This is a genomic window from Nonomuraea sp. CX421 (assembly GCF_059358955.1).
In genome coordinates, this window is the sequence record NZ_JCADBK010000008.1 from 136,310 (window position 1) to 161,845 (window position 25,536).

The 25,536-nt window shown below is 71.0% G+C and carries 23 protein-coding genes; 14 read left to right on the forward strand and 9 right to left on the reverse strand.

The window, feature by feature from the left end:
- The first annotated feature begins 30 nt into the window (after nucleotides 1–30).
- A complete protein-coding gene (locus AC5L3X_RS17235; RefSeq protein WP_308016003.1) occupies nucleotides 31–339 on the forward strand; it encodes a WhiB family transcriptional regulator in 309 nt (102 codons plus the stop codon).
- Here AC5L3X_RS17235 and AC5L3X_RS17240 read toward each other — a convergent pair.
- Entirely contained in the window at nucleotides 282–767 is a 486-nt protein-coding gene (locus tag AC5L3X_RS17240; protein ID WP_494857961.1) for a peptide deformylase, read from the reverse strand. The genes AC5L3X_RS17235 and AC5L3X_RS17240 overlap by 58 nt on opposite strands.
- A 241-nt stretch (nucleotides 768–1,008) precedes the next feature.
- Between AC5L3X_RS17240 and AC5L3X_RS17245 the strand changes: the two genes are divergently transcribed.
- Entirely contained in the window at nucleotides 1,009–2,220 is a 1,212-nt protein-coding gene (locus AC5L3X_RS17245; protein ID WP_494858205.1) for a uroporphyrinogen-III synthase, read from the forward strand.
- A complete protein-coding gene (locus AC5L3X_RS17250; RefSeq protein WP_494857963.1) occupies nucleotides 2,217–2,957 on the forward strand; it encodes a sirohydrochlorin chelatase in 741 nt (246 codons plus the stop codon). Before AC5L3X_RS17245 ends, AC5L3X_RS17250 begins: the two co-directional genes overlap by 4 nt.
- A gap of 137 nt (nucleotides 2,958–3,094) precedes the next feature.
- Here the strand turns inward: AC5L3X_RS17250 and AC5L3X_RS17255 are convergent, their stop codons facing one another.
- The 3 genes from AC5L3X_RS17255 to AC5L3X_RS17265 all read right to left on the reverse strand — a co-directional run bounded on the left by AC5L3X_RS17255 (nucleotide 3,095) and on the right by AC5L3X_RS17265 (nucleotide 5,204).
- Entirely contained in the window at nucleotides 3,095–3,655 is a 561-nt protein-coding gene (locus tag AC5L3X_RS17255; RefSeq protein ID WP_494857965.1) for a hypothetical protein, read from the reverse strand.
- Between the two features lie 158 nt (nucleotides 3,656–3,813).
- Nucleotides 3,814–4,668, reverse strand: a complete 855-nt coding sequence (locus AC5L3X_RS17260) for a PAC2 family protein (RefSeq protein ID WP_189126941.1) — start codon at nucleotides 4,666–4,668, stop codon at nucleotides 3,814–3,816.
- A gap of 74 nt (nucleotides 4,669–4,742) precedes the next feature.
- Entirely contained in the window at nucleotides 4,743–5,204 is a 462-nt protein-coding gene (locus AC5L3X_RS17265) for a universal stress protein (RefSeq protein WP_263648561.1), read from the reverse strand.
- 76 nt (nucleotides 5,205–5,280) lie between these two features.
- Here AC5L3X_RS17265 and metH point away from each other — a divergent pair, with 76 nt between their 5' ends.
- From metH to AC5L3X_RS17305, 8 genes are all read left to right on the forward strand, one after another.
- Nucleotides 5,281–8,745 carry a methionine synthase gene (metH, locus tag AC5L3X_RS17270; RefSeq protein ID WP_189126942.1) on the forward strand — a complete coding sequence of 1,155 codons (3,465 nt, stop codon included), beginning with the start codon at nucleotides 5,281–5,283 and terminating at the stop codon, nucleotides 8,743–8,745.
- A gap of 74 nt (nucleotides 8,746–8,819) precedes the next feature.
- Nucleotides 8,820–9,467, forward strand: a complete 648-nt coding sequence (locus AC5L3X_RS17275; RefSeq protein WP_494857967.1) for an HAD family hydrolase — start codon at nucleotides 8,820–8,822, stop codon at nucleotides 9,465–9,467.
- A 98-nt stretch (nucleotides 9,468–9,565) separates the two neighbouring features.
- Nucleotides 9,566–10,045 (forward strand): cellulose synthase, encoded by a 480-nt coding sequence (locus tag AC5L3X_RS17280; protein WP_494857969.1) that lies wholly within the window; start codon nucleotides 9,566–9,568, stop codon nucleotides 10,043–10,045.
- 222 nt (nucleotides 10,046–10,267) lie between these two features.
- On the forward strand, nucleotides 10,268–11,260 hold the full coding sequence (locus AC5L3X_RS17285; protein WP_189128374.1) for an ABC transporter permease: 993 nt from the start codon (nucleotides 10,268–10,270) through the stop codon (nucleotides 11,258–11,260).
- A gap of 49 nt (nucleotides 11,261–11,309) precedes the next feature.
- Nucleotides 11,310–13,073: an ABC transporter substrate-binding protein gene (locus tag AC5L3X_RS17290; protein ID WP_494857970.1), complete on the forward strand. Its 1,764-nt coding sequence runs from the start codon at nucleotides 11,310–11,312 to the stop codon at nucleotides 13,071–13,073.
- 85 nt (nucleotides 13,074–13,158) lie between these two features.
- A complete protein-coding gene (locus AC5L3X_RS17295) occupies nucleotides 13,159–14,172 on the forward strand; it encodes an ABC transporter permease (protein WP_189128376.1) in 1,014 nt (337 codons plus the stop codon).
- Nucleotides 14,169–15,194 carry an ABC transporter ATP-binding protein gene (locus AC5L3X_RS17300; protein WP_494857972.1) on the forward strand — a complete coding sequence of 342 codons (1,026 nt, stop codon included), beginning with the start codon at nucleotides 14,169–14,171 and terminating at the stop codon, nucleotides 15,192–15,194. The genes AC5L3X_RS17295 and AC5L3X_RS17300 overlap by 4 nt, the downstream gene beginning before the upstream one ends.
- Nucleotides 15,191–16,216 carry an ABC transporter ATP-binding protein gene (locus tag AC5L3X_RS17305; protein WP_494857974.1) on the forward strand — a complete coding sequence of 342 codons (1,026 nt, stop codon included), beginning with the start codon at nucleotides 15,191–15,193 and terminating at the stop codon, nucleotides 16,214–16,216. Before AC5L3X_RS17300 ends, AC5L3X_RS17305 begins: the two co-directional genes overlap by 4 nt.
- A 43-nt stretch (nucleotides 16,217–16,259) precedes the next feature.
- On the opposite strand, the gene AC5L3X_RS17310 is transcribed toward AC5L3X_RS17305, so the two are convergent.
- From AC5L3X_RS17310 to AC5L3X_RS17320, 3 genes are read right to left on the reverse strand one after another with little or no spacing between them, the layout of a single operon-like run.
- Entirely contained in the window at nucleotides 16,260–16,952 is a 693-nt protein-coding gene (locus AC5L3X_RS17310; protein WP_494857975.1) for a response regulator, read from the reverse strand.
- The gene (locus AC5L3X_RS17315) at nucleotides 16,949–18,121 is read right to left on the reverse strand and encodes a sensor histidine kinase (protein WP_494857976.1); all 1,173 of its coding nucleotides are present in this window, start codon (nucleotides 18,119–18,121) and stop codon (nucleotides 16,949–16,951) included. Before AC5L3X_RS17315 ends, AC5L3X_RS17310 begins: the two co-directional genes overlap by 4 nt.
- 59 nt (nucleotides 18,122–18,180) lie before the next feature.
- Entirely contained in the window at nucleotides 18,181–19,041 is an 861-nt protein-coding gene (locus AC5L3X_RS17320) for a RecB family exonuclease (RefSeq protein ID WP_189128381.1), read from the reverse strand.
- Nucleotides 19,042–19,155: 114 nt separating this feature from the next.
- Here AC5L3X_RS17320 and AC5L3X_RS17325 point away from each other — a divergent pair, with 114 nt between their 5' ends.
- Together AC5L3X_RS17325 and AC5L3X_RS17330 are read left to right on the forward strand one after the other, a co-directional pair.
- Entirely contained in the window at nucleotides 19,156–20,292 is a 1,137-nt protein-coding gene (locus AC5L3X_RS17325) for a site-2 protease family protein (protein ID WP_225263645.1), read from the forward strand.
- 363 nt (nucleotides 20,293–20,655) lie between these two features.
- On the forward strand, nucleotides 20,656–22,131 hold the full coding sequence (locus AC5L3X_RS17330; RefSeq protein WP_494857978.1) for an FHA domain-containing protein: 1,476 nt from the start codon (nucleotides 20,656–20,658) through the stop codon (nucleotides 22,129–22,131).
- Nucleotides 22,132–22,828: 697 nt separating this feature from the next.
- Here AC5L3X_RS17330 and AC5L3X_RS17335 read toward each other — a convergent pair.
- Both AC5L3X_RS17335 and AC5L3X_RS17340 read right to left on the reverse strand, forming a co-directional pair.
- Nucleotides 22,829–23,326 carry a hypothetical protein gene (locus AC5L3X_RS17335; protein WP_189128383.1) on the reverse strand — a complete coding sequence of 166 codons (498 nt, stop codon included), beginning with the start codon at nucleotides 23,324–23,326 and terminating at the stop codon, nucleotides 22,829–22,831.
- 150 nt (nucleotides 23,327–23,476) lie between these two features.
- A complete protein-coding gene (locus AC5L3X_RS17340) occupies nucleotides 23,477–24,568 on the reverse strand; it encodes a GNAT family N-acetyltransferase (RefSeq protein WP_494857980.1) in 1,092 nt (363 codons plus the stop codon).
- A 55-nt stretch (nucleotides 24,569–24,623) separates the two neighbouring features.
- On the opposite strand from AC5L3X_RS17340, the gene AC5L3X_RS17345 reads away from it, so the two are divergent.
- The gene (locus tag AC5L3X_RS17345) at nucleotides 24,624–25,484 is read left to right on the forward strand and encodes a tRNA (adenine-N1)-methyltransferase (RefSeq protein ID WP_189128385.1); all 861 of its coding nucleotides are present in this window, start codon (nucleotides 24,624–24,626) and stop codon (nucleotides 25,482–25,484) included.
- Nucleotides 25,485–25,536: the final 52 nt, after the last annotated feature.

Consider the following 25,536-nt stretch of genomic DNA (forward strand, 5'->3'; position numbering starts at 1 on the left):
CCACGTATCGCGTGGGTAGGCGTGGTGAGCATGATGATGTTCGACTGGTCACGCGCGGCCGCCTGCCTGACCCTGGACCCGGAGCTGTTCTTCCCGATCTCGACGGAAGGCCTGGGCCACGAGCAGGTGGAACGCGCCAAGACGATATGCCAGGGCTGCCCGGTGCGACAGCCCTGCCTCGACTACGCCATCAGCACCGGCCAGGCGTACGGCGTCTGGGGCGGCACCGATCCGTCACAGCGCCGCGCGCTCGCCGCGAATCCGGCCGCGCGGGGTCACGGTCAGCCCGGAGGCAGGGCGGCGGCCAGGAAACGCTCGCGTTCGCCCGCCTCGAGGTGATCGCTGAACAGCACGCCGTCGAGGTGGTCGTTCTCGTGCTGCAGCACCCTGGCGAGCACGCCCATCGCGCGCACGACCACGGGTTTGCCGAACATGTCGCGGCCACGCGCCGTGACCAGGTAGGAGCGTTCCAGTGGCCACCACACGCCCGGAGCCGACAGACAGGCCTCGTCGGCGGTGACGCGCCGCTCCGACAGCTCCAGTCTCGGGTTGACCAGGTGACCCGACCTGCCCTCGTAGGAGTAGGCGAGCACGCGCAGCGGCACCCCGATCTGCGGGGCGGCCAGGCCGGCGCGGCCGGCCCCGGCGCGGATGGTCGCGGTCAGGGCCTTCACCAGCCCCCGCAGCTCACGGTCGAAGTCACGCACCGGCTCGGACACCGAGCGGAGCACAGGGTCGTCGAACATACGGATGGGCCGGACTGCCACCGCAACTCCCCGATTCGTCACGCCGTCCTCCGCAGGATTCCCGCCCCTCCGATGATCAATCCCATGGGCTGGGCGATGTAGCACAGCGGTAACAGGAGAGACCCGTCGGCGAAACGGCGTGAAAGCACTATCTCAGGGTGATCTCACTTCGGATTCACGTGCGTGTGATGCCTGGCCGGGTGCTCGGGGCCCGGCCGGACGCACCGGCCCAGCCGATCCACCTGGAGGTGTCCGCGTGAGCGTGCTCCCCCCTGAGGACTTCACCCCGCCGTACGATCCCGCCGGCACGGGGCCGCGAGATCCCGCCGCCGAACGCCGGCACGAGACCGCGCCCGACGCGCTGTCCGGGTTCACCATCGGCGTCACCGCGACCCGCAGGCGCGAGGAGTTCGGCGCGCTCCTCGAACGGCGCGGCGCCCGCGTCGTGAGCGCTCCGGCGATCCGGCTGGTGCCGCTCGCCGAGGACTCCGGCCTGCTGGCCGCCACCCAGGCCACCCTGTCGGGGCCCGTCGACGACGTGGTGGTCACCACGGGCGTGGGCTTTCGCGGCTGGATGGCCGCCGCCGAGGGCTGGGGCCTGTCCGCCGACCTCGGCGTCCATCTGTCGCGAGCCCGCATCCTCACCCGGGGTCCCAAGGCCAGGGGCGCGGTGCGCGCCGCCGGGCTGGACGACCACTGGACCCCGGCCACCGACTCGTGCCTGGAGGTCAAGCAGCACCTGCTGGCCCAGGACCTGCGCGGCCGTCGCATCGCGGTGCAACTGCACGGTGAGCCGCTGACCGAGTTCGTCGGCGACCTGCGGGAGGCCGGCGCCGAGGTGATCGAGATCCCGGTCTACCGGTGGCTGCCCTACCGCGACATCGCGCCGCTGCGCCGCCTCATCACCCAGACGATCTCCGGAGCCGTCGACGCCGTCGCCTTCACCAGCGCGCCCGCCGTGCACGCCATGCTCGGCGCCGCCCGCGCCGAGAACCTGGAGGAGCCGCTCCTGGCCGCGTTCGGCGGCCGGGTGGTGGCCGCCTGCGTCGGCCCGGTCACGGCCGACCCGCTGACCTCGCGCGGCGTACGGACCCTGCAGCCCGAACGGGCCAGGCTCGGCGCGCTGGCCCGCGCGCTGGCCAGACACCTGCCCGAGCACGGCGTGACCCGGGTGGTCGCGGGCGGGCACCGGCTGGAGATCCGCGGCCACGCGGTGGTGGTCGACGGCGAGCTCCGGCCGCTGCCGCCCGCGCCGATGTCGGTGCTCAAGCGGCTGGCCGACAAGCCCGGTCACGTGGTGTCCAGAGCCGAGCTGCGTACCGTCCTGCCGGGCAGCCTGGCCAGGGACTCCGCCGAGCACGCGGTCGAGATGGCCATCACCCGGCTGCGCCGCGCCCTCGGCGCCGGGGGAGTCGTCGAGACGGTCGTCAAGCGCGGCTACCGGCTCGCCTGCTCGCACGAGGCGGGCCTGTGACGCCGGCGCTCGTCCTGGCCGCCCACGGCACGCGCAGCGAGGCGGGGGAGCGGGCCCTGTCAGACCTGGCCGGCGCGGTGCGCGCGGTCCGCCCGCGGCAGCGCGTCGAGCTGGCTTACTTGGAGATCAGCAGGCCGCTGCTCGCCGACGTCCTGTCCGCCACGCCCGGCCGCGCCGTCCTCGGCTCGACCGTCTGCGCCGTGCCCGGTCCGGTCGTCGTGGTGCCCCTCCTCCTCACGGGCGGCTACCACGTGCACGCCGACCTGCCCGGCGTGATCGCCGAGCACCGCCCCGACGCGCTCGTCGCCCCGCCACTGGGGCCGCACCGGCTGCTCACCACGGCGCTGGCCCGGGGGCTGGCCCGCGCCGGGCTGCGGTCCACGGACGCGGTCGTCCTCGGCGCGGCGGGCTCGTCCAACCCCTCGGCGCTGGCCGACGTGCGGGCGGCGGCCCACCGGCTGGCCGTACGGCTGGCGCGGCCGGTCACGGCGGCGTTCGCCTCGGCGGGCGCCCCCTCGCTGGACGAGGCGCTGGAGCGGGTCAGGCAGGGCCCGGCCGGCCGGGTGGCCGTCGCCTCCTACCTGCTGGCCCCCGGCTTCTTCCACGACCGGCTCGTCGCGGCCGGCGCAGACCTGGTGAGCGAACCCCTGGGCACGGACCCGGACGTGGCGGCCCTGGTCTGGAGGCGCTTCGACGAGACGGCGGCGGCCCTGGCCGGACGGGCGGTGAGCGCCTGACGGGCCGGTCGGCGGGCCTGGCGGCGCCGTCGTGACCGGCCGCCCGGCGAGCCCGGCGGCGCCGCAGTGACCGGCCGCCCGGCGGCGTCGCCCGGGACCGGTGCGCGGACGGGCCGCGCGGGAGCCGTACGGGAGGGTCAGGCCGGTTGCCCGCCGGGCTCCAGGCGCAGCTCGCGGACGATCTGCTCCGCCGCCGCGTCGGGCGGCGGGACCGCCTCGTCGCCCACGAACATCGCGATGTAGGCGTGGTGGAAGCAGCCCGCGAGCAGCAGCCGGGCGGTCGCCACCGGGTCCACGCCGGCCACCACCCGGCCGGCGCGCTGCTCCGCCTCCAAGTAGGAGGCCAGCGGGACGATCTCCGCCATCGGCCCGAGCCCGTGGTCGCGCAGCGCCTCACGGAACCGCACGGTCACGTTGGGCGAGGTGAAGGCGGGCAGCGCGGCCGACTGCACCTCCCCGTAGTAGTCGATGCCCGCCCGCACGATGGGGATCAGGTTGTCGGCCACCCGGTCCTGGCCCACCCGGTGGGTCAGGTCGTGCAGGACGCTGAGCCAGAAGGGGAGGCGATACTGCAGGAGCGCGAGGAAGTGGTCCACCGACCCGCCCGGGCGCTCGTTCCTGACGGACAGAGCCATCTCCAGGACACGCCGCCTGGCGTCCTGGCTTCGCTGGTGCGGATCTACGTGGGAGGTCGCCATGAGTTGGCCTAACGGTGCGCAGTCACACGGGCAGGGGCGTCACGGGGTCGGCGAAGGTCCGCCTTCAGGAGGCGGATAGGGGTCCCAACTTGGTGCAAGTTTGTACGGTCCCCGATTATTACCCTTAACTCGTGAAAAATCCGTCAATTGGCGGCAAGTCAGCTGTCAGTGTCGGTGTCCCGGTGCCTCAGGTAGCGCTCGAACTCGGCCGCGATCGCGTCGCCACTGGCCTCGGGCAGCTCGGCGGCGTCCTTGCGTTCCTCGAGCTCCTTGACGTACTCGGCCACCTCGCTGTCCTGCGAGGCGAGCTCGTCGACGCCGCGCTCCCACGCGCGGGCCTCCTCGTCGAGATCGCCGAGCGGCATCGGGATCTCCAGCACGTCCTCCAGGCGGCGCAGCAGGGCCACCGTGGCCTTGGGGTTGGGCGGCTGCGCCACGTAGTGGGGGACCGAGGCCCACAGCGAGATCGCGCTGAGGCCGGCCTCGCCGAAGGCGTGCTGCAGCACGCCCACGATGCCCGTCGGGCCCTCGTAGCGGCTGAGCTCCAGGTTGGTCGAGCGGGCCAGGCCCTCGTCGGTGGCGCCGCCGATGACCGGCACCGGACGGGTGTGCGGGGAGTCGTTGAGCAGGGCGCCCAGCATGACCGCGAACTCGACGCCCAGCTCGCGGCAGACCTCGATGATGTCGGCGCAGAACGAGCGCCAGCGCATGTTGGGCTCGATGCCGCGCAGCAGCACCACGTCGTGATCGAGGCCGGGCGGGCGGGCGCGCAGCAGCCGCGTGGTCGGCCAGATGATCGACCTCGTCAGCCCGTCGCCCATCTCCACGACCGGGCGGGTGACCTGGAAGTCGTAGTAGTCGTCCGGATCGAGTGCCACCAGGGGCTCGGCCTTCCAGGCGGACTCGAGATGGGCGATCACACCGCTCGAAGCCTCGCCCGCGTCGTTCCACCCCTCGAACGCGGCAATCAGCACCGGATCGACGAGCTCGGGGAGCCCTTCGAGCTCGATCACGTGTCGCCTCCTGTCTCCTCCGTCGCGCTAAGCCTATGCGGTGAGGAGGCGCTCATGTCACGCGGTGACGACGATCAGTGGCGCCCGCCGGACGTGGTGTGGACGATCAGCACGTCACAGGCCGCGCGGTGGGTCACCGCGGACGGCACCGAGCCGATCAGCCGGCCCGCCAGGCTGTTGAGCCCGCGGTTGCCGACGACGAGCAGATCCGCGTGCCGGCGGCCGGCCAGCGAGATCAGCACGTCGACCGGATCGCCCTCCTCGGCCGCGAGGACGATGTCGGTCGCTCCGGCCGCCACGGCGTGTTCGCGGGCCGCGCGCAGCGCGTCGTCGGCCGGTGTGGAGCCGTTGATCTTGTAGGCGAGCTCGCCGAGCCGTTCGGCCGCGGCCGAACGCTCGCTCTCCCTCATCGGAAGGTACGCGCAGGCCAGGACGAGGGTGGCGCCGGTCGCCCCGGCCAGGGACGCGGCGGCGCGGACGGCGCGGAAGGAGGAGGCGGAACCGTCGGTGCCGACCAGGACGGTGCGATAGGCCATCAGAACCCCAATTGGACGTGATGTTCAATTGACTGTCGGCAGAATAGCGTTCCCGGGCAGCCGTTAGGCTTGGCGCATGAGCAGCCGTCCCTCGTTCCGCGAAGTCCTGTCCCAGCGCGTGGTTGTCGCCGACGGGGCCATGGGGACGATGTTGCAGGCCCAGGACCCCACCATGGACGACTTCCAGGGGCACGAGGGCTGCAACGAGGTGCTCAACGTCACCCGGCCCGACATCGTGGGCGGCGTCCACGACGCCTACTTCGCGGTGGGCGTCGACTGCGTGGAGACCAACACCTTCGGCGCCAACCTCGCCGCGCTCGCCGAATACGACATCGGCGAGCGGGTCTTCGAATACTCCGAGGCCGGCGCCCGCATCGCCCGGGAGCGCGCCGACCACTGGTCGACCCCCGACCGGCCGCGCTTCGTGCTCGGCTCGATGGGCCCCGGCACCAAGCTGCCCACCCTGGGCCACCTGCCCTACGTCAGCCTGCGCGACGCCTACCGCGACAACGCGGCCGGCCTGATCGCGGGCGGCGCCGACGCACTGATCATCGAGACCTGCCAGGACCTGCTCCAGGTCAAGGCCGCCGTCATCGGCGCCAAGCGGGCCATCGAGGCGGCCGGCCGCGACGTGCCGATCATCGCCCAGGTGACCATCGAGACCAACGGCGCGATGCTGCTCGGCTCCGAGATCGGCGCCGCGCTCACCGCGATCGAGCCGCTCGGCGTCGACCTGATCGGCCTCAACTGCGCCACCGGCCCCGCCGAGATGAGCGAGCACCTGCGCTATCTGGCGCGCCACTCCAGGCTGGGGCTGTCCTGCATGCCCAACGCCGGTCTGCCGGTGCTGACCTCCGACGGCGCCTACTACCCGCTCAGCCCCGGTGAGCTGGCCGGCGCCCACGAGACCTTCACCCGCGACTACGGCCTGTCCCTGGTCGGCGGCTGCTGCGGCACCACGCCCGAGCACCTGCGCCAGGTCGTCGAGCGGGTGCACGGCAAGGAGCCCGTGGCCCGCCGCCCGCACCCCGAGCCGGGCGCCTCCTCGCTCTACCAGACCGTCCCGTTCCGCCAGGACACCTCCTACCTGGCGATCGGTGAGCGCTGCAACACCAACGGCTCCAAGGCCTTCCGCGAGGCCATGCTCGAAGGCCGCTGGGACGACTGCGTCGAGATGGCCCGCGAGCAGGCGCGCGGCGGCGCGCACCTGCTCGACCTGTGCGTCGACTACGTCGGCCGTGACGGCGTGGCCGACATGAAGGAGCTGGCATTCCGCCTGGCCACCGCCTCCACCCTGCCGATCATGCTCGACTCGACCGAGTCCGAGGTGCTGCGGGCCGGCCTGGAGATGCTCGGCGGACGCGCGGTGGTCAACTCGGTCAACTTCGAGGACGGCCGAGGTCCGGGGTCCCGCTTCCACAAGACGATGACCGCCGTCCGCGAGCACGGCGCCGCGGTCGTCGTCATGTGCATCGACGAGGACGGCCAGGCCCGCACGGCCGAGGAGAAGGTCCGCATCGCCGGCGAGACCATCGACGCCCTGGTGGCCGACTGGGGCATGAAGGTGCCCGACATCATCGTCGACTGCCTCACCTTCACCATCGCCACCGGCATGGAGGAGAGCCGCCGCGACGGCCTGGAGACCATCGAGGGCATCCGCCGGCTCAAGCGGCGCTATCCCGAGGTGCAGACCACGCTCGGCCTGTCCAACATCTCCTTCGGCATCAGCCCGGCCGCGCGCATCGTGCTCAACTCGGTGTTCCTCAACGAGTGCGTCAACGCCGGGCTCGACTCGGCCATCGTGCACGCCTCCAAGATCCTGCCGATGTCGCGCATCCCCGACGAGCAGCGCCAGGTCGCGCTCGACATGATCTACGACCGGCGGCGCGAGGGCTACGACCCGCTGCAGCGCTTCATCGACCTGTTCGAGGGCGTCGACGTCGCCGCCCTGCGCGGCGGCAAGGCCGCGGAGCTGGCGGCGCTGCCGCTGTGGGAGCGGCTCAAGCGGCGCGTCATCGACGGCGAGAAGAAGGGCCTGGAGGCCGACCTCGACGCCGCGCTGGAGCAGCGGCCCGCCCTTGAGATCATCAACGACGTGCTGCTCGACGGCATGAAGACCGTGGGCGAGCTGTTCGGCTCCGGGCAGATGCAGTTGCCGTTCGTGCTGCAGTCGGCCGAGGTGATGAAGACCGCGGTCGCCTACCTCGAGCCCCACATGGACCGGGTCGAGGGCGAGACCAAGGGCCGCATCGTGCTGGCCACGGTCAAGGGCGACGTGCACGACATCGGCAAGAACCTCGTCGACATCATCCTGTCCAACAACGGCTACGACGTCGTCAACCTCGGCATCAAGCAGCCGGTCTCGGCCATCCTGGAGGCGGCCGACGACCAGAAGGCCGACGTCATCGGCATGTCCGGGCTGCTGGTCAAGTCGACGGTCGTCATGAAGGAGAACCTCGAGGAGATGAACTCCCGGGGCATCGCCGAGCACTACCCCGTGCTGCTCGGCGGCGCCGCGCTCACCCGCGCCTACGTCGAGCAGGACCTGGCCGAGCTGTTCCGGGGCGAGGTCCGCTACGCCCGGGACGCGTTCGAGGGCCTGCGGCTGATGGACTCGTTCATGGCGGTCAAGCGCGGCGTCGAGGGGGCGACGCTGCCGCCGCTGCGCGAGCGCCGCGTCAAGCCGGGCGCGGTGCTGCGGCGCACCCCGGTCGAGGAGTTGCCGGCCCGTTCCGACGTGGCCGCCGACAACCCGGTGCCGGTGGCGCCGTTCCACGGTGACCGCATCGTCAAGGGCATCTCGCTCAACGAGTACGCCGCCTTCCTCGACGAGCGCGCCCTGTTCCTCGGCCAGTGGGGGCTCAAGCCGACCAGGGGCGGCAGCGGGCCCGACTACGACGAGCTGGTCGAGACCGAGGGCCGGCCGCGGCTGCGGATGTGGCTCGACCGCATCCAGACCGAGGGCCTGCTGGAGGCGGCCGTCGTCTACGGCTACTTCCCGTGTGTCAGCGACGGCGACTCGCTCGTCATCCTCGACGAGGCGGGCGGCGAGCGCACCCGCTTCACCTTCCCGCGTCAGCGGCGTGACCGCCACCTGTGCCTGTCCGACTTCTTCCGGGCCAAGGACTCCGGCGAGGTCGATGTGGTCGGCTTCCAGGTGGCCACGATGGGCGGCAAGGTCGCCGAGGCCACGGCCGAGCTGTTCGCCAAGGACGCCTACCGCGACTATCTCGAGCTCCACGGCCTGTCGGTGCAGCTGACCGAGGCGCTGGCCGAATACTGGCACGCCCGGGTCCGCTCCGAGTGGGGGATCGGCGGCGACGAGTCGCTCGACGACATGCTCAAGGTCAACGTCCGAGGCTGCCGCTACTCCTTCGGCTACCCTGCCTGCCCCAACCTCGAGGACCAGGTCCAGCTGTTCCAGCTGCTGGAGCCCGAGCGCATCGGGGTCACCCTGTCGGAGGAGTTCCAGCTGCACCCCGAGCAGGCGACCTCCGCCCTGGTCGCGCACCATCCTGAGGCCAAGTACTTCAACGTCTGACCGCCTCGACGGCCCCCGGCTCCCGGCCGGGGGCTTTCGCGACGGCGCTCACGGGACAACCGATCGGGGGATGCATGGAAGCGGTCTTCTTCGACATGGACGGGCTGCTGGTCGACACCGAGAAGGTGTGGCTGGAGATCGAGACCGCCGTGATGGGGCGGCTCGGGAGCGAGTGGACCCCCGAGCACCAGGTCCAGCTCGTCGGCGGCTCGATGGAGCGCACGGTCGCGTACATGCTGGCCGTGTCCGGCTCGTCGGTCGCCCCCGAGACGCTGCGCGAATGGATGATCGAGGGCATGGTGGAGCGGTTGTCCGGCGGTGTGAGGATCATGCCGGGCGCGGCCGAGCTGCTCGACGCCCTGCGCGACGACGGCGTCCCGGTCGCGCTGGTCACCTCGTCGCTCCGGGAGATCGCCGACGCCGTGCTCAAGGACGTCGGCCGTGACCGCTTCGACCTCGTCGTCACGGCCGACGACGTCACCCGCACCAAGCCGCACCCCGAGCCCTACCTGACCGCCGCGGGGCTGCTGGACGTGCGGCCGGCCCGCTGCGTGGTGCTGGAGGATTCACCCAACGGCGTCGCCGCGGCCACGGCGGCGGGCTGCGCGGTGGTCGCGGTGCCCAGCCTGCTGCCGATCGACCCGGCGCCGGGGCGGCTGGTCGTCTCCTCGCTCGCGTCCGTCGGGATCCCTCACCTGCGCACCCTGATCGGCGGCGCCTGAACGCGTCCCCTAGGGGACAAGTGGTCCCAGCGGAGGAGCTGCCCGGCCGGCCACGCGTGCCAGGATGGAGGCGTAGTCGAAACGAGGGACGTGCCGGAATGACTTTCGATCAGATCGCGTGGTTGCCGCTGTGCATCGGTGTGACCATCGCGGGGTTGGCGCTCAGCTTCCTGGCGTTCCGGCGCAGGGGAGCGGCGGCGGGGCTGAGGACGACGGCGTGGGCGCTGCTGCCGCTGGCCGCCTATCTCACCGGGGCCTTGAGCAGCCTGTGGACCGTGGGCGCCACTCTCGTCGGGTTCGTCACGGGTCTCGTCTTCAATCCGCTCGTGTGGTCGGGCGTCGCGCTGACGGGGCTGTCGGTGGTGCTGTTCGTGGTGTCCGGGGTGCTGCGCGGCAGGAGCGCGGCCAAGGGCGCCGGGCCGGCCAAGGCCAAGGAGGCCCCGCGCGCGCCCGAGGGCGCGGCGGCTCCGAAGGGGACCGCGACGGGCAAGCCTGCGGTGGAAGCCCCCAAGAAGCGAACGAATGATGATGACTTCTCCGACATCGAGGAGATCCTTCGACGCCGAGGTATCGGTTGAATGGGCTTGTGTCACGATTCTGGGACATAACCGGAACTGGTCGTAGACATTCACATCAAGATCGATACGAATGAGTTTCGCGTCAATCACGTTTGAGCCACATAGCGGTCTGAGGGGCTAGTCAGCGCAGCTCAGGCCATACATCCTGCCTCCTGGGGTCGCGATCCGCGGCCCACTCAGACGACCCGGCCAACGTCGTCCGCAATCAGGGGGCAATCAGGCATGACCGCACCGCTAGACGTATCCGGCTCCGCGGCTGAAGCACATCCGGAAGCCGTGCTCGTGGGAGCGGGCAAGGCCATCCAGGGGCGCTCGCTCACCCGGATCGCCTGGATGCGGTTGCGGCGAGACAAGCTCGCGATGGCGGGCGGGATCACCGTGATCCTGCTGATCCTCGTGGCGATTTTCTCCACGCCGATCATCGCCGCCTTCGGGCACCCGCCGCTGGAGTTCCACCAGGACCAGATCGACCAGAGCACGCTCCTGCCCAAGGGCGCCTTCGGCGCCATGGGCGGAGAGTTCCTGCTCGGCATCGAGCCGGTCAACGGACGCGACGTGTTCAGCCGCATCGTGGCCGGCGCCGGCATCTCGCTGCTGATCGGCTTCCTGGCGACGATCCTGTCGGTGGTCATCGGCACCACGCTCGGCGTGATCGCCGGCTACTTCGGTGGCTGGGTCGACCAGCTGATCGGCCGGATCATGGACGTCTTCCTCGCCTTCCCGCTGCTGGTCTTCGCCATCGCGCTGGCGGGAGTCATCCCCGACAAGGGGTTCGGGTTGGAGGGCAACTCCCTGCGGATCGCGATGCTGATCTTCATCATCGGATTCTTCAGCTGGCCCTACATCGGCCGCATCGTCCGTGGCCAGACACTCTCGTTGCGCGAGCGCGAGTTCGTCGACGCCGCGCGGAGCCTCGGCGCCCGCAACGGCTACATCCTGTTCCGTGAGATCCTGCCCAACCTGATGGCGCCCATCCTCGTCTACGCGACGTTGCTGATCCCCACCAACATCCTGTTCGAGGCCGGACTCTCCTTCCTGGGCGTCGGCATCAACCCGCCGACCCCCACCTGGGGCGGCATGCTCTCGGAGGCGGTGCGCTTCTACACCCTGCCGCACTTCGTGATCTTCCCTGGTCTGGCGATCTTCATCACCGTTCTCGCCTTCAACCTGTTCGGCGACGGGTTGAGGGACGCCTTCGACCCTCGGGCGCACTGACCTTCGCCAACGCTCCATCCCCCAACTCCACTGATCAAGGGGTTAGTAAATGAGAAGGAAATCCGCACTGGCGGCGGCCGCGACCGCGGCCCTCGCCCTGGTGCTCTCCGCCTGCGGCGGAGGTGGCGGCACAACTCAGCAACCCGCCCAATCCGCGTCGGGCGGTGCCGCCGAACCGGCGTTCAACGCCGGTCTGACCTCGGTGTTCAACCCTTCGACCAAGAAGGGAGGCACGCTGAAGGCGGCCCACTCCGCCGACTGGGACAGCCTCGACCCGGGCGACACCTACTACGGCTACTCGTTCAACTTCGGCCGGTTCTACTGGCGGACGCTGACGACGTACAAGACCGGTCCCGGCCCCGAGGGCAACACGGTCGTGCCCGACCTCGCCGAAGGACTGGGCGAGGCCAGCGACGGCGGCAAGACCTGGACGTACAAGCTCAGGAGCGGCCTGAAGTTCGAGGACGGCACGCCGATCACGGCCAAGGACGTGGCCTACGCGGTGGCGCGCAGCTTCGACAAGGAGACCTTCCCGCACGGCCCGTCCTACCTCAACGAGCTGCTGGCCTGGCCGAAGGACTTCAAGGGCGTCTACAAGACCCCCGACGTCGACTACAGCGCGGCCGTCGAGGCGAAGGACGACCTGACGGTCGTCTTCCACCTGAACAAGGCGTTCTCGTCGATGGACTACGTCGTCCAGATGCCGATGACCGCTCCGGTGCCCAAGGACAAGGACACGGGCGCCAAGTACAAGGAGAAGGTCGTCTCCTCCGGCCCGTACAAGTTCGAGTCGAACGAGATCGGCAAGAAGTTCGCGCTGGTCCGCAACGACCAGTGGGACCCGGCCACCGACCCCAACCGGCCCGCGCTGCCGGACCGGATCGAGGTCCAGCTCAACGTCAACGCCGATGACCTGGACAACCAGCTCATCGCGGGCAACATCCACCTGGACATCCCCGGCACCGGCATGCAGCCGGCGGCCCTGGGCAAGGTCCTGCCCGACCCCGCCCTGAAGGCGCGGACGGACAACCCGATCATCCCCAGGCTCTGGTACGTCTCGGTCATCCCGGACAACCCGCCGCTGGACAACATCGAGTGCCGCAAGGCCGTGATGTACGCCGCGGACCGGGTCGCCAACCAGACCGCCTACGGAGGCGAGCTGGCCGGTGGCGAGATCGCGACCAACGTGATGCCGCCGCCCATCGTCGGCCAGGAGAAGTTCGACCTGTACGCCTCCGAGGGCAACAAGGGCGACGTGGCCAAGGCCAAGGAGGCGCTCGCCGCCTGTGGCCAGCCGAACGGTTTCTCCACCACGATGACCTTCCGTGCCGACCGTCCGCGTGAGAAGGCGCTGGCCGAGGCGATGGAGCAGGCGCTGGCCAAGGTCGGCATCAAGCTGACGCTCAAGGGCTTCCCGGGATCCAGCTACTTCTCCGACTACGCCGGCAACACCGCGTACGTGAAGAAGAACGGTGTCGGCCTGGCCGCCCACGGCTGGGGCTCGGACTGGCCCGACGGATACGGCTTCATGCAGGCCATCGTCGACAGCCGCACCATCCGCCCCGCCGGCAACTACAACCTCAGCGTCAAGAACCCCGAGGTCGACAAGCTCATCGACCAGGCCTCGGCCGAGCTCGACGCCACCGCCCGCGCCAAGCTGTGGGTCGACGTCGACAAGAAGGTCATGGAGGACGCCTCCATCCTGCCGGTCGTGTGGGCCAAGTCGCTGCTCATGCGCGGCAAGGGCGTGACGAACGTCGCCTACAACGAGGGCCAGAGCATGTTCGACTACGTGCTGCTCGGCGTCGAGTGACCAGGCGAGGGTCGGGGATCTAGCGAAGGCAGGTGAAGGCAGGGATGGCCTGCCCGGCGACGGGCAGGCCATCCGGCCGGAAGCGGTGTTCACATACATCATCAGGCGTCTGATAGGCGCGGTCGCGATGCTGATCGTCGTCAGCATGGTCACCTTCGGCATCTTCTTCGTCGTCCCCCAGTGGGCCGGCGCCACGCCGGAGGCCATGGCCTCGCGCTACGTCGGCCGCGCGGCCACTCCGGAGACCGTGCACCTGGTCGCCGAGCGGCTGGGCTTCAACGATCCGGTGGTCGTGCAGTACGGCCGGTTCCTCAAGGGTCTGTTCACCGGCGCGGAGTACGACTACGGAGCCGGGGTCGAGCAGTGCCCGGCGCCGTGTTTCGGCTACTCCTTCATCAGCGGCCAGCCGGTATGGCCGGACCTGGTCGACCGCATCCCGGTGACCTTCGCTCTGGCCCTCGGCGCGGCCTTCATCTGGGTGGTGGCCGGCGTGAGCGTGGGCGTGGTGTCCGCGTTGCGCCGGGGCAGCTTCTTCGACCGGGTGGCGATGGGCACCGCGCTGGCCGGCGTGTCACTGCCCATCTTCTTCACCGGCATGGTCTCGCTGGTGGTCTTCAGCTACGGCCTGGGCTGGACACCACCAGGCGGCGCGTGGACCGACCTGTCGGAGAATCCCGCCCAGTGGGCCTACAACCTGCTGCTTCCCTGGATCACACTGGCGTTCCTGTTCGCGGCCGGCTATGCGCGGCTGACCCGAGCCGGGATGCTGGAGACCATGGGCGAGGACTACATCCGCACCGCCCGGGCCAAGGGCATGCGGGAGCGTGACGTCGTGGTCAAGCACGGCCTGCGGGCGGCGCTGACTCCGATCCTCACCCTGTTCGGCATCGACTTCGGCCTGCTGATCGGCGGCGCCGTGCTCACCGAGACGACCTACACTCTGCCAGGGCTCGGCCAGTTCGCCATCCTGGCCATCAGAAACCAGGACCTGCCCCAGGTCATGGGTGTGGTCCTGATCGCCGCCTGTTTCGTGGTGCTGGCGAATCTGATCGTCGACCTCCTGTACGCGTGGGTCGACCCGAGGGTGAGGTTGTCGTGAGCTTTCTGGACGTCAAGGACCTGAAGATCCACTTCCCCACCGACGACGGGCTGGTCAGGGCCGTCGACGGCCTGTCGTTCAGCCTCGAACGCGGTGAGACCCTGGGCATCGTGGGCGAGTCGGGCTCGGGCAAGAGCGTGACCAGCCTCGGCCTGCTCGGCCTGCACAAGGGCGGCCGGGCGAAGATCTCCGGGGAGATCTGGCTCGACGGCGACGAACTGGTCGGCGCCACGGCCGAGCACGTGCGCACGCTGCGCGGCCGGAAGATGGCGATGATCTTCCAGGATCCGCTGTCGTCGATGCACCCCTTCTACACGGTGGGTCAGCAGATCATCGAGGCCTACCGGATCCACAACCAGGTCTCCAAGGCGGTGGCCAAGAAGCACGCCATCGACATGCTCGGGCGCGTGGGCATCCCCGAGCCCGACAGGCGCGTCGACGCCTATCCGCACGAGTTCTCCGGCGGCATGCGCCAGCGCGCCATGATCGCGATGGCGCTCTCGTGCGACCCCGAGCTGCTCATCGCCGACGAGCCGACCACCGCGCTCGACGTGACCGTGCAGGCCCAGATCCTCGACCTGATGCGCGACCTGCAGCGAGAGTTCAACTCCGCGCTGATCATCATCACCCACGACCTGGGCGTGGTGGCCGAGCTGTCCAACGACATCCTGGTCATGTACGGCGGCAAGTGCGTCGAGTACGGCTCGACCGACGACATCTTCTACCGTCCCGAGCACCCCTACACGTGGGGTCTGCTGGGATCGATGCCCCGGCTCGACCGGGAGCCCACCGAGCGGCTCCTGCCGATCAAGGGCAGCCCGCCGTCCCTGATCAACGTCCCGTCCGGCTGCGCCTTCCACCCTCGCTGCCCCTACGCGGAGCTGACGCAAGGCAAGGCCGACACCGCGGTGCCGGCGCTCGCCGAGACCGAGGGCGGCCACCTGGTGCGCTGCCACCTGGACAAGTCCGAGCGGCGGAGGCTGTGGGAGACCGAGATCAAGCCAGTGCTGGAGACTCAGTGAGTGACAACGAGCCGCTTCTGTCCGTCCAGGGCCTGCAGAAGCACTTCCCGGTGACGAAGGGCCTGCTGAAGCGGCAGGTCGGAGCCGTCAAGGCGGTCGACGGGATCAGCTTCGAGGTGTTCAAGGGCGAGACGCTCGGCCTGGTGGGGGAGTCGGGCTGCGGCAAGTCGACCACGGGCCGCCTGGTGACCAGGCTGCTGGAGCCCACGGGCGGCAAGATCGTCTTCGAGGGCAACGACATCACCCACCTGAGCCAGGGCAAGCTCCGCCCGCTCCGCCGCGACATGCAGATGATCTTCCAGGATCCCTACTCGTCGCTCAACCCGCGTCACACGGTCGGCGCCATCGTCGGCGCCCCGTTCCGCATCCAGGGCGTACGGACCGAGCACGGCGTCAAGAAGGCCGTCCAGGACATCCTCGCCCTCGTCGGCCTCAACCCCGAGCACTACAACCGCTACCCGCACGAGTTCTCGGGCGGACAGCGGCAGCGCATCGGCATCGCCCGCACGCTGGCGCTCAAGCCCAAGCTGATCATCGCCGACGAGCCGGTCTCCGCGCTCGACGTGTCCATCCAGGCCCAGGTGGTCAACCTGCTGGAGGACCTGCAGCAGGAGATGGACCTCACCTACGTGGTGATCGCGCACGACCTGTCGGTGGTGCGCCACATCAGCGACCGGGTGGCGGTCATGTACCTCGGCAAGATCGTCGAGGTGGCCGACCGCAAGCGGCTCTACAGCGCGCCCATGCACCCCTATACCAACGCCCTGCTGTCGGCGGTGCCGGTGCCCGACCCCAGGGCGCGGGCCGGACGCGAGCGCATCCGCCTCACCGGCGACGTGCCGAGCCCGCTCAACCCGCCGCCCGCCTGCCGCTTCCACACCCGTTGCTGGAAGGCGCAGGACATCTGCAAGACGGTCGAGCCGCCGCTGGAGCAGCTGGCCGACGGCCACCAGGTCGCCTGCCACTTCCCGGAGAACACCGCCGAGGTGCCCGCCGCCGCGGCGAAGCCGGCCGAGGCCTGAGCCGCCCTCCCGCCTCGCCGTGGCGAAACGGCGGGGCGGGCGCTCAGGACAGGGCGCCCGGCGTGATCAGGCCCGTCTCGTACGCCAGCACCACGGCCTGCACACGGTCGCGCAGCCCCAGCTTGGTCAGCACGTTGCCGACGTGCGTCTTGACCGTCGTCTCGCTCACCACGAGCTTGGCCGCGATCTCCGCGTTGGACATCCCCTTGGCGATCAGCCGCAGCACCTCGAGCTCTCGCTCGGTGAGCCGGTCGACCCGCGCCGGCGCGGGCTGCTCGTGGGCCGACGGCAGCCGGGCCGCGAACCGGTCGAGCAGCCGGCGCGTCACGCTCGGCGCCACGATCGCGTCGCCCGCCGCCACCACCCGGATCGCCTGCACCAGCTCCTCGGGCGGCACGTCCTTCAGCAGGAACCCCGACGCCCCCGAGCGCAGCGCCTCCACGATGTATTCGTCGAGGTCGAACGTGGTCAGCACCAGCACCTTCGGCACGTGCGCCGCCGGGGTCGTCCGGGCCCCGTCGCGCACGATCCGTCGCGTGGCCTCGATGCCGTCGACCCCGGGCATCCGGATGTCCATCAGCACCACGTCGGGCAGCAGCGCCCTCGTCTGCTCCTGCGCGTCCTGGCCGTCGCCCGCCTGCCCGACCACCGTGATGTCCGGCTCGGCCTCCAGGATCAGCCGGAAACCGGTGCGCAGCAGCGGCTGGTCGTCCACCAGCAGCACTCTGATCGTCATTGTCCGTCCTTCAAGGGGAATCTCGCCCGAACCTCGAAACCGCCCCCGGACCGCGGACCGATGCTCAGAACCCCACCATAGAGGGCGACGCGCTCACGAATCCCCACCAAACCATGCCCTGGCTCCCCGGACAGGAGCCCGCCCCGCCCGTCGTCCTCCACCCTGACGTCCAGCTCGTGCGGCTCGTGCCGTACGGTGACGACCGCGCTCGCCCCGGCTCCCGCGTGCCGCAGGCTGTTCGTGAGCCCCTCCTGAACCAGCCGGTAGGCGGCCAGGTCGACTCCGGCGGGAACAGGGCCCGGCTCGCCGGCGACGCGCAGCAGCGTCTCCAGGCCGGCCTCCCGCATCTGCTCCACCAGGGCGGGCAGGTCCCGCATGCCCGGCTGCGGGCCCAGCTCGGCGCGGGCGTCGGTGCGCAGCACACCGACGATGTCGCGCATCTCGGTCAGCGCCATGCGGCCCGTGTGCTCGATCGCCGACAACGCCTCGTGCGCCAGCTCGGGGTCGGAGCCGAGCACCCGGCGCGCGGCCGAGGCCTGCACGGTCATCACGGTGACATGGTGGGCCACCACGTCGTGCAGCTCCCGGGCGATCCTGGAACGCTCCTCGGCCCGCGCCGCCCGCGTGTCGGCCGCGTGCGCCCGCTCCAGCCGGGCCGCCCGGTCCTTCAGCTCCTCCAGGTACGCGCGGCGAAGCCGCAGGCTCCGTCCCGCGCCCCAGACCGCCACGAGCACCACGGCGACCACCAGATGGTCGCTCCACCGCAGCGCGGCGACCGGGCCGGCCACCGCGCTCACGACGTAGAGGACGACGGACAGCGTCAGCCCGCACAGCGCCATCGCCAGGCCGCGGTAGGACGCCACCGAGTAGAGCAGCACCAGCCCCGCCACCCCTGCCAGGCCCGTGCCGTAGCCGAGACCGGTCATCAGCGTCTCGGGCACCAGCGCCGCGCACATGGCGCCGAGCGGCCAGCGCCTGCGCACCGCCACCGGCGCGCACGCCAGCAGCACCAAGGTCACTCCCAACGCGTCGGGCGCGCGCATCCCGTCGACGAGCACGCCCTGCGCGCGTAACTGCTCCGGGTCGTAGAGGACGAACAACGCCACCGAGGCAGCGGCCACCGCCACGGCGAGGACCGTGTCGTGGAACAGGGGTCGGCCGACTCGCATCGCTTCACTGTAGGTCCAGGTGAGAGCCCGGAACCTCCTCCCAAGGGAGGAGACGGGTCTTACAACTCGTCGGTGGCCGACCGGCGGTTGCTCCTGACCGTGTCGCCCGGCTGACGGTCGGGCACCGGCGGCGGAGTGCCGCCGAACTCGGGGCACAGCGCCTGGTGGTCGCACCAGTCGCACAGCCTGCTGCGCCGGGCCCGCCACTCGCCCGACTCCAGCGCCCGCTCGATCGCCGCCCACAGCGCCCGCACCTTGCGCTCGGTGGCCAGCAGGTCGGCCTCGTCGGGCGCGTAACGCAGCACCTCACCACCGCCGCCCAGATAGACGAGCTGCAGCAGCCGCGGCACCCGGCCGCGCAGCCGCCACAGCACCAGCGCGTAGAACTTCATCTGGAACAGCGCCTTGGCCTCGAAGTCGGGCCCCGGCGCGCTGCCCGTCTTGTAGTCGACCACGCGGACCTCCCCCGACGGGGCCACGTCGAGCCGGTCGACGTAGCCGCGCAGCATCAGGCCGTCGTCGAGCACCGCCTCGACGTAGAGCTCGCGCTCGGCCGGCTCCAGCCGCGTCGGGTCCTCCAGGGTGAAGTAGCGCTCCAGCATGGCCCGCGCCTGGGCCAGCCACTCGGCCTGCTCGCCCTCATCGGCGAACATCCGCGCGTAGGCCGGGTCGTCGTCGAGCAGCCGCCGCCACTGCGGCTCCAGGAGCTCCAGCGCCGCCTCGACCGACCGCCTGGGGGCGGGCAGGTCGTAGAGCCGCTCCAGCACCGCGTGGACCACCGTGCCGCGCACCGCCGCCTGCGACGGTCTCTCCGGCAACTGGTCGATCACGCGGAAGCGGTAGAGGAGAGGACAGGTCATGAAGTCGCCCGCCCGGGACGGGGAGAGAGCTCCGATGATCACCGGATCGGTCAACGTCATGCACCGCACTCTAGGTGAAGTCCCCGACAGATTAGGGCCCGCGAAACCAGGATCACCTGATCGGGCGCGTAGCATCAAGGCAGCGAGAGCTTGTTACGAACGTCAAGGAGTGCGGTGAGCGAGCAGAGCCCGCGGCAGGAGTTCTCCGGCCTTCGGATGGGGAAGCCGTTCGGCATTCCGGTCTACGTCTCATGGACCTGGTTCGTCGTCGCCGCCTTCATCACCTGGATCTTCGGCGAGCGGGTGCGCGACATGCTGCCCGAGCTCGACGCCACCGCCGCCTACGCCGTCGCCTTCGTCTTCGCCGTGCTGCTCTACGTCTCGGTGCTGCTGCACGAGCTGGCGCACAGCGTGCTGGCCAAGTCCTACGGCCTGCCGGTGCGCCGGATCACCCTCTACCTTCTCGGCGGCGTGTCGGAGATCGAGAAGGAGCCGCCCACGCCGGGCAAGGAGTTCATGGTCGCCGCGGCCGGCCCGGCGCTCTCGCTCGGCCTGGCGGCCGCCGGCCTGCTCGCCGACGTCTACCTGGTCAACGGCGGCGGCATCCCCGAGGTGCTGATCTGGCAGCTGTGGGTGGCCAACCTCATCGTGGGCGTCTTCAACCTGCTGCCCGGGCTGCCGCTCGACGGCGGCCGGATGCTGCGCGCCGGGGTCTGGAAGCTCACCCGCAACCCCGGCACCGGCACCGTCGCCGCCGCCTGGGGCGGGCGGGCGCTGGCCGTGCTGCTGGTCCTGTCGCCGTTCGCCATGTCGATGATGAGCGGTCAGGAGCTCGACTACCGCGACCTGCTGTGGCCGACGGTGCTGGCCTCCTTCATCTGGCTGGGCGCCTCACAGTCGCTGCGGGTGGCGCGCATCCGCGCCCGGATCCCGCAGGTCAACGCCCGCAGCCTGGCCCGCAGGGCGATCCCGGTCACGGCCGAGACGCCGCTGTCGGAGGCGCTGCGCCAGGCGGGCGAGAAACGGGCGGGCGCCGTCGTCGTGGTCGACCACGAGGGCCGGCCGCTGGCGATCGTCAACGAGGCGGCCGTCCAGGCCACCCCCGACCACCGCCGCCCGTGGGTCACCTCCGGGTCCATGGCCAAGTCGCTGGAGCCGTCCATGGTGCTGGCCGCCGACCTGGAGGGCGAGGCGCTCATCGAGGCCATGCGCGAGACCCCGGCGGGCGAATACCTGCTCGTGGAGCGGGGCGGCGAGATCTACGGCGTGCTCGCCACCGCCGACGTCAACCGGATCTTCACCGGCGTCTGATTTGTCCCACTCGAATATGCGGCAGCCCCCGGCTAGTGTCATAGCCAGTGATCAGGCCGGTGCGGCGGGGCCGGGTCGCGCCCCGGCGGTGCAAGGATGCGACGACTGGCCGATAGTGTTCGTTTTGGCCAAACTTGCACACTAAAGGGGTTTGTTGCGGTCCACCGTTTCGCTGAACGGCGACGGGCCGGCCGCGACATCACCTCGTCGTCTGGGTATGCGTATGGCTGGTGGCCGTCACGGCAGTGCGGGTGCCGTGACATCGCCGGCTTCCGGGGAGGAGAGTTGAGTGACCGAGCGCAGCGAGGGCACCCATGAGCGCGGCACGGTGGTCATGAAGACGTTGGTCATGAAGGAGGGCTCATGACCGGCCGGGGTTTCGGGGCGGTCCGTCCGCTCCCCGGCGACGGGCTGGTCGCCTGCCTGGGCGGGCTGCTGCTGGTGTGCGACGCGTCCGAGGCGGCGGCCGACAACCTGCTCCAGGCGCTGCGCGAGACGGCCGCCTCCGGCGGAGACGGCCGGGCCCTGGCCCGCCGCGCCGCCCAGGTCCTCGCCGCCAACATGACCGGCGACCCCGCCACGTGCGCGGTCGCGGGCCCGGTCGGCGACGGCGTGGCCGTCCTGGTCAGCGGCTCGGCCGCGGCCACGATCACGACCGCCGCAGGTGAGACGCGGCTGGCCGGCAGCGACTCCCTGACCTGGGCCGACCGACTCATCAGCGGCCCCGTCGAGCGCGTCCGGCTCACCCTGCCCGGCGCCGGTGAGCCGCACCCCGCGGTCGGCTTCGACGGCGGCGTGGTGCACGGCGGCGGTCTCGCGGGCGACTTCAGCGACCGGGCTCCCGCCCCGTCCAGGCCGCTCACCAGCGAGATGCCCAACACCGCGCTGCACATGGAGCCCGACCTGATCCAGGCGCCGGAGCGCCCGGCGGTGCAGATGGCCCCCTACCCGATGTCCGGCGACCAGCCGTCCGCCCCGCAGAGCCCGCCTCCGGGCCTTCCGTCGGGCCCCCAGGCGGCGCCGTCCCTCGCGGACCAGTCGCCCTACCGGCCGCCGCAGGAGCAGCCTCAGCAGAGCGCGTTCCCCTCCTACGACGAGCCCGCCCCCTCCGGCAACGGCACCGTCCCCGAGCACTTCGAGCAGCCCGCCCCGCCGGAGCGGTTCGCCCCGCCGGAGCGGTTCGACCAGCCCGAGCGCCACTTCGAGCCCGGCCCGCCGCTCATGGGCCCGCCCGACCACTTCGAGCCGGGCCCGCCGCCGATGGGTCCCCCCGATCACTTCGACCAGCCGGGCCCGCCGCCGATGGGCCAGCCCGACCACTTCGACCAGCCCGGGCCGCCGCAGGAGCAGGCCGACCACGGCGACCGCCCCCTGGTCTACGGCGTCGACTGCAAGAACGACCACTTCAACGACCCGCGCGTGCCCTACTGCGCGGTGTGCGGCATCGCGCTCGTCCAGCGCACGCTCGTCCCCTACAAGGGCCCGCGCCCCCCGCTCGGCGTGCTCGTCCTCGACGACGGCACGGCGCTGCCGCTGGAGAGCGACTACCTCCTCGGCCGCGACCCGGAGCGCGCCCCCGAGGTGGCCGGCGGCACCGCGAGGCCCGCCAAGGTCACCAGCCCCGACGGCTCCGTCTCCCGCCGCCACCTCCGGGTGGCCCTCGACGGCTGGGACGTCAACCTGGTCGACCTCGGCTCGGTCAACGGCACCCAGATCCAGCCGCCCGGCGATCCCAACTTCTACGACATCCCGCCCAACGAGCCGGTCACCATCGTCCCCGGCACCACCGTTCGCGTCGGCGTCTCCCGCACGCTGCGCTTCGAGCCCCACCGGGGGTGACCGTCGCGCGGGCACCGCGGCGGTGGTGCCCGTCAGCGTCGCGCCGAGCGTGATCGCGACGGCCTCCGCGGGTCAGGAGTGGTCCGCCTGGTTTCGGCGGCGAAGGTCGGCGGCGAAGGTCGGTGGCCAAGGTCGGTGGCCAAGGTCGGCGGCCTTGGTTCGGAGGCGAAGGCGCCTGAGCCACCACCCGGGGACCGTGACCTGAGACGCGCGGACAGCCCCGGCGAGGTGACCGGACTCCGTCCCGTGCCTGACGATCGCCGATAACCGATCGACTGTCCGCGTCAATCAATGCTTGAGCGAAATATGTCGAGTTATGGCGTCGTGGGGTTTCTCGTCCACGCTGGCCGTTCCCCGGGGGACCGTGCCGCGGCGTGCGGGCAGGACGGCGGCCGGACCTGCCACTTGACCGTCCGCCGGCCGGGTCCGTCGTGCGTCCGGTCCCGTTGATCGTGCCGGCCCGAGCCGGCCCGAGCCGGCCCGGCCGGTCGTCCGGACGATTCGCCGCGGCCTGAGAGGGAGGCGGCGTCGCGCCATTCCTCTTGCTATTCCTGGTAATTCTTTGGAAGGTCGTACGCTAATAGAGAAAATCTCCGGTTCATGAAGAAATGGCCTTCGAGGGCATTTCTCGGGATCCGTGGCCCGTCCGTTTCCGGTGACCGGCCGGTGTGAGACGCGTACGGAGGAGAGCCGGGCTTCAGGCGCGGATGAAGGCGTGGACGCCGCGTAGCTGGCGCACGGCGGCCTCCAGCCCGCTGGCCGCCTCCAGGGCCCGGCCGGCGGCGGTGGCGAAGCGGCTCAGCAGCTCCTCGTCGCGGTCGCTGAAGAGCCGTCCCGCGACCCAGAGGAGCGCGTGCTCGCGGGTGGCGACGGGCACCGGCGTCGCCAGGAAGCCCGGCTCGCCCACCGACGGGTCGCGGGCCAGGAGCACGGGCGCCGGAGACGCCGCCAGCGTCTTGAACACCCCCGACTCGGCCAGCCAGGGGCGCACCCGGAGCGGGTCGCCCGGCGGCGCGTGCACGTGGACGCTGTGGGCGGCCTCACACAGCGCGTCCACGCGCACGAAGCCCGCGTAGGCGGCGCCCGTGACCGCCGCGGCGGCGCGGGCCAGCCGGTCGATGAGTTTCGCGGCGTCGAGGCAGGAGAACGAGACGATGAGCTCGTGCACGGCCACGTCGGTACGGTTGCTCGGCATCGCGGTGTCCCGGAGGAGGGGTGAGGACGCGCACCCCGATCACGCGAATCTCAAGGGCGGAGACCCGGAGTATTGCTCGCGGGGGAGCGCTTGACCAGACCTCATCCGGAAATCGGAATTATTACCGTATTTCGGACAGGTCGCGGGTCTCTAACGCGGGCGCAGCAGTACCCACTCCACGTCGTCGCTCCGCGTCCCGTCCGCCTGGGGGAACAACTCCCGGTGCACGGACTCACGGCTGAACCCCGCGCGCTCCAGCACCCCGTGGGAGGCGGTGTTGGAGATGTCGGTGCCCGCCACGATCCGGTGCAGCGTCGTACGGGCGAACGCCCAGTCGGTCAGCAGGCGTACCGCCCGGGTCATGAACCCCCGGCCGCGGAAGGCGGATCGCAGGGAATAGCCGATCATGGCCTGCCCCAGCACCGGCGTCACCTGCATCAGCTGCAGGTGCCCGGCGAACGCCCCGGAGGCGGCGTCGCGGACCGCCAGCTCGATCCGCTGCCCCGACACCCACCAGTAGCCGGTGTAGCGGCAGCGGCGCCGGTCGTCGTCCAGAGTGCTGGGCGGCCCCAGGTTGTAGGCCGCCACGCTGGGCTCGGCCAGCATGCGGTGGAAGTCTCCGGCGTCCTCGGGCGCCATCTGCACGAGGCGGACCACCCCGTCGGTGAGCTCGCCCCCCTCGAACGGCGGCAGGTAGGGCGGCACGCACGCGCCGGAGTCGTAGGCGAGACGGGCGAAGCAGATGAAGTCGGTGCGACGGCCGTCGCGCAGCATTTTGGCGTCCCGCCTGCGCCCCTCCTCGGTGAAGCCGGCCTTGCCGGCGACCCGCAGGCTGGCGATGTTCTCCACGATCGCCTGGATCTCGACCCGGTGGACGCCATGGTCGAACAGCCATTCCGCGACCGCCCGCGCGGCGGTGCTCGCCACTCCCTTGCCGCGCGCCCACGGCGCGACCAGATAGCCCATCTCCACCGTGGCCTGCTCGTCGGGCGCCGAGACGCCCACGGATCCCACGTAGCGGCCGTTCTCGGTGATCGCGAACTCCGCGCCGCCGCACTCCCACTTCGCCGCGGCGGCCGTCAGGTAGGCGCGGGCGTCGCGTGGCGTGTAGGGCGCCGGCAGGGCAGGCAGGAACTCGGCCGTCACCGGGTCGTCGCAGGCGGCGACGATCGACTCGGCGTCCGCCCCGGCCGGGGCGCGCAGCACCAGCGAGCCCGAGGAGATCATTTCACGCGGGAACATCCCTCATAGATATCGCGCGTCTGGACGCGCCCGAAAGCCCTATAACCTTGCCGACATGGGTTTCCGCAGGCATGGGCCGTTCCAGGCGGGGGATCAGGTGCAGCTCACCGACCCCAAGAACAAGCGTCACACGATCACGCTCAAGCAGGACGGCGTCTTCCACACGCACAAGGGCGCCATCCCGCACAGCGACCTGATCGGCCAGCCCGAAGGCTCCGTGGTGCGCTCCTCGGGCGGCACCCAGTACCTCGCCTTCCGCCATCTGCTGCAGGACTACACCCTCGCCATGCCGCGCGGCGCCGCCGTGATCTATCCGAAGGACGCCGCGCAGATCGTCGGCATGGCCGACATCTTCCCGGGCGCCCGGGTGATCGAGGCCGGCGTCGGCTCCGGCGCGCTGACCTGCTTCCTGCTGCGCGCCGTCGGCCCCGAGGGCCGCGTCACGTCGTACGAGCGCCGCCAGGACTTCGCCGACGTCGCCCGCACGAACGTGGAGCGGTTCTTCGGCACCGAGCCGGGCGGCCCGGCCGACAACTGGCGGCTGGTCGTGGGCGACCTGGTGGCCTCGATCGACGAGATCGACGTCGACCGCGTCATCCTCGACATGCTCGCTCCCTGGGAGTGCGTCGACGCGGTCGCCAAGGCCCTCACGCCGGGCGGTGTGATCTGCTGTTACGTGGCGACGACCACCCAGCTGTCGAAGACCGTGGAGGTCATTCGCGATCACGGGAGTTTCACCGAGCCCCATGCGTGGGAGACCCTGGTTCGCGACTGGCATGTCGAAGGCCTCGCCGTACGACCCGACCATCGGATGATCGGGCACACGGGGTTCCTCGTCACCGCCCGCCGCATGGCGGACGGTGTGGCGCCCCCGCCGCGACGCCGACGACCGAAGGGAACCACCGAGGAACTATGACGATTTGGCCACGAGGCTGCGTTGGTACGTGACACGGGAACAGACGGCGGTG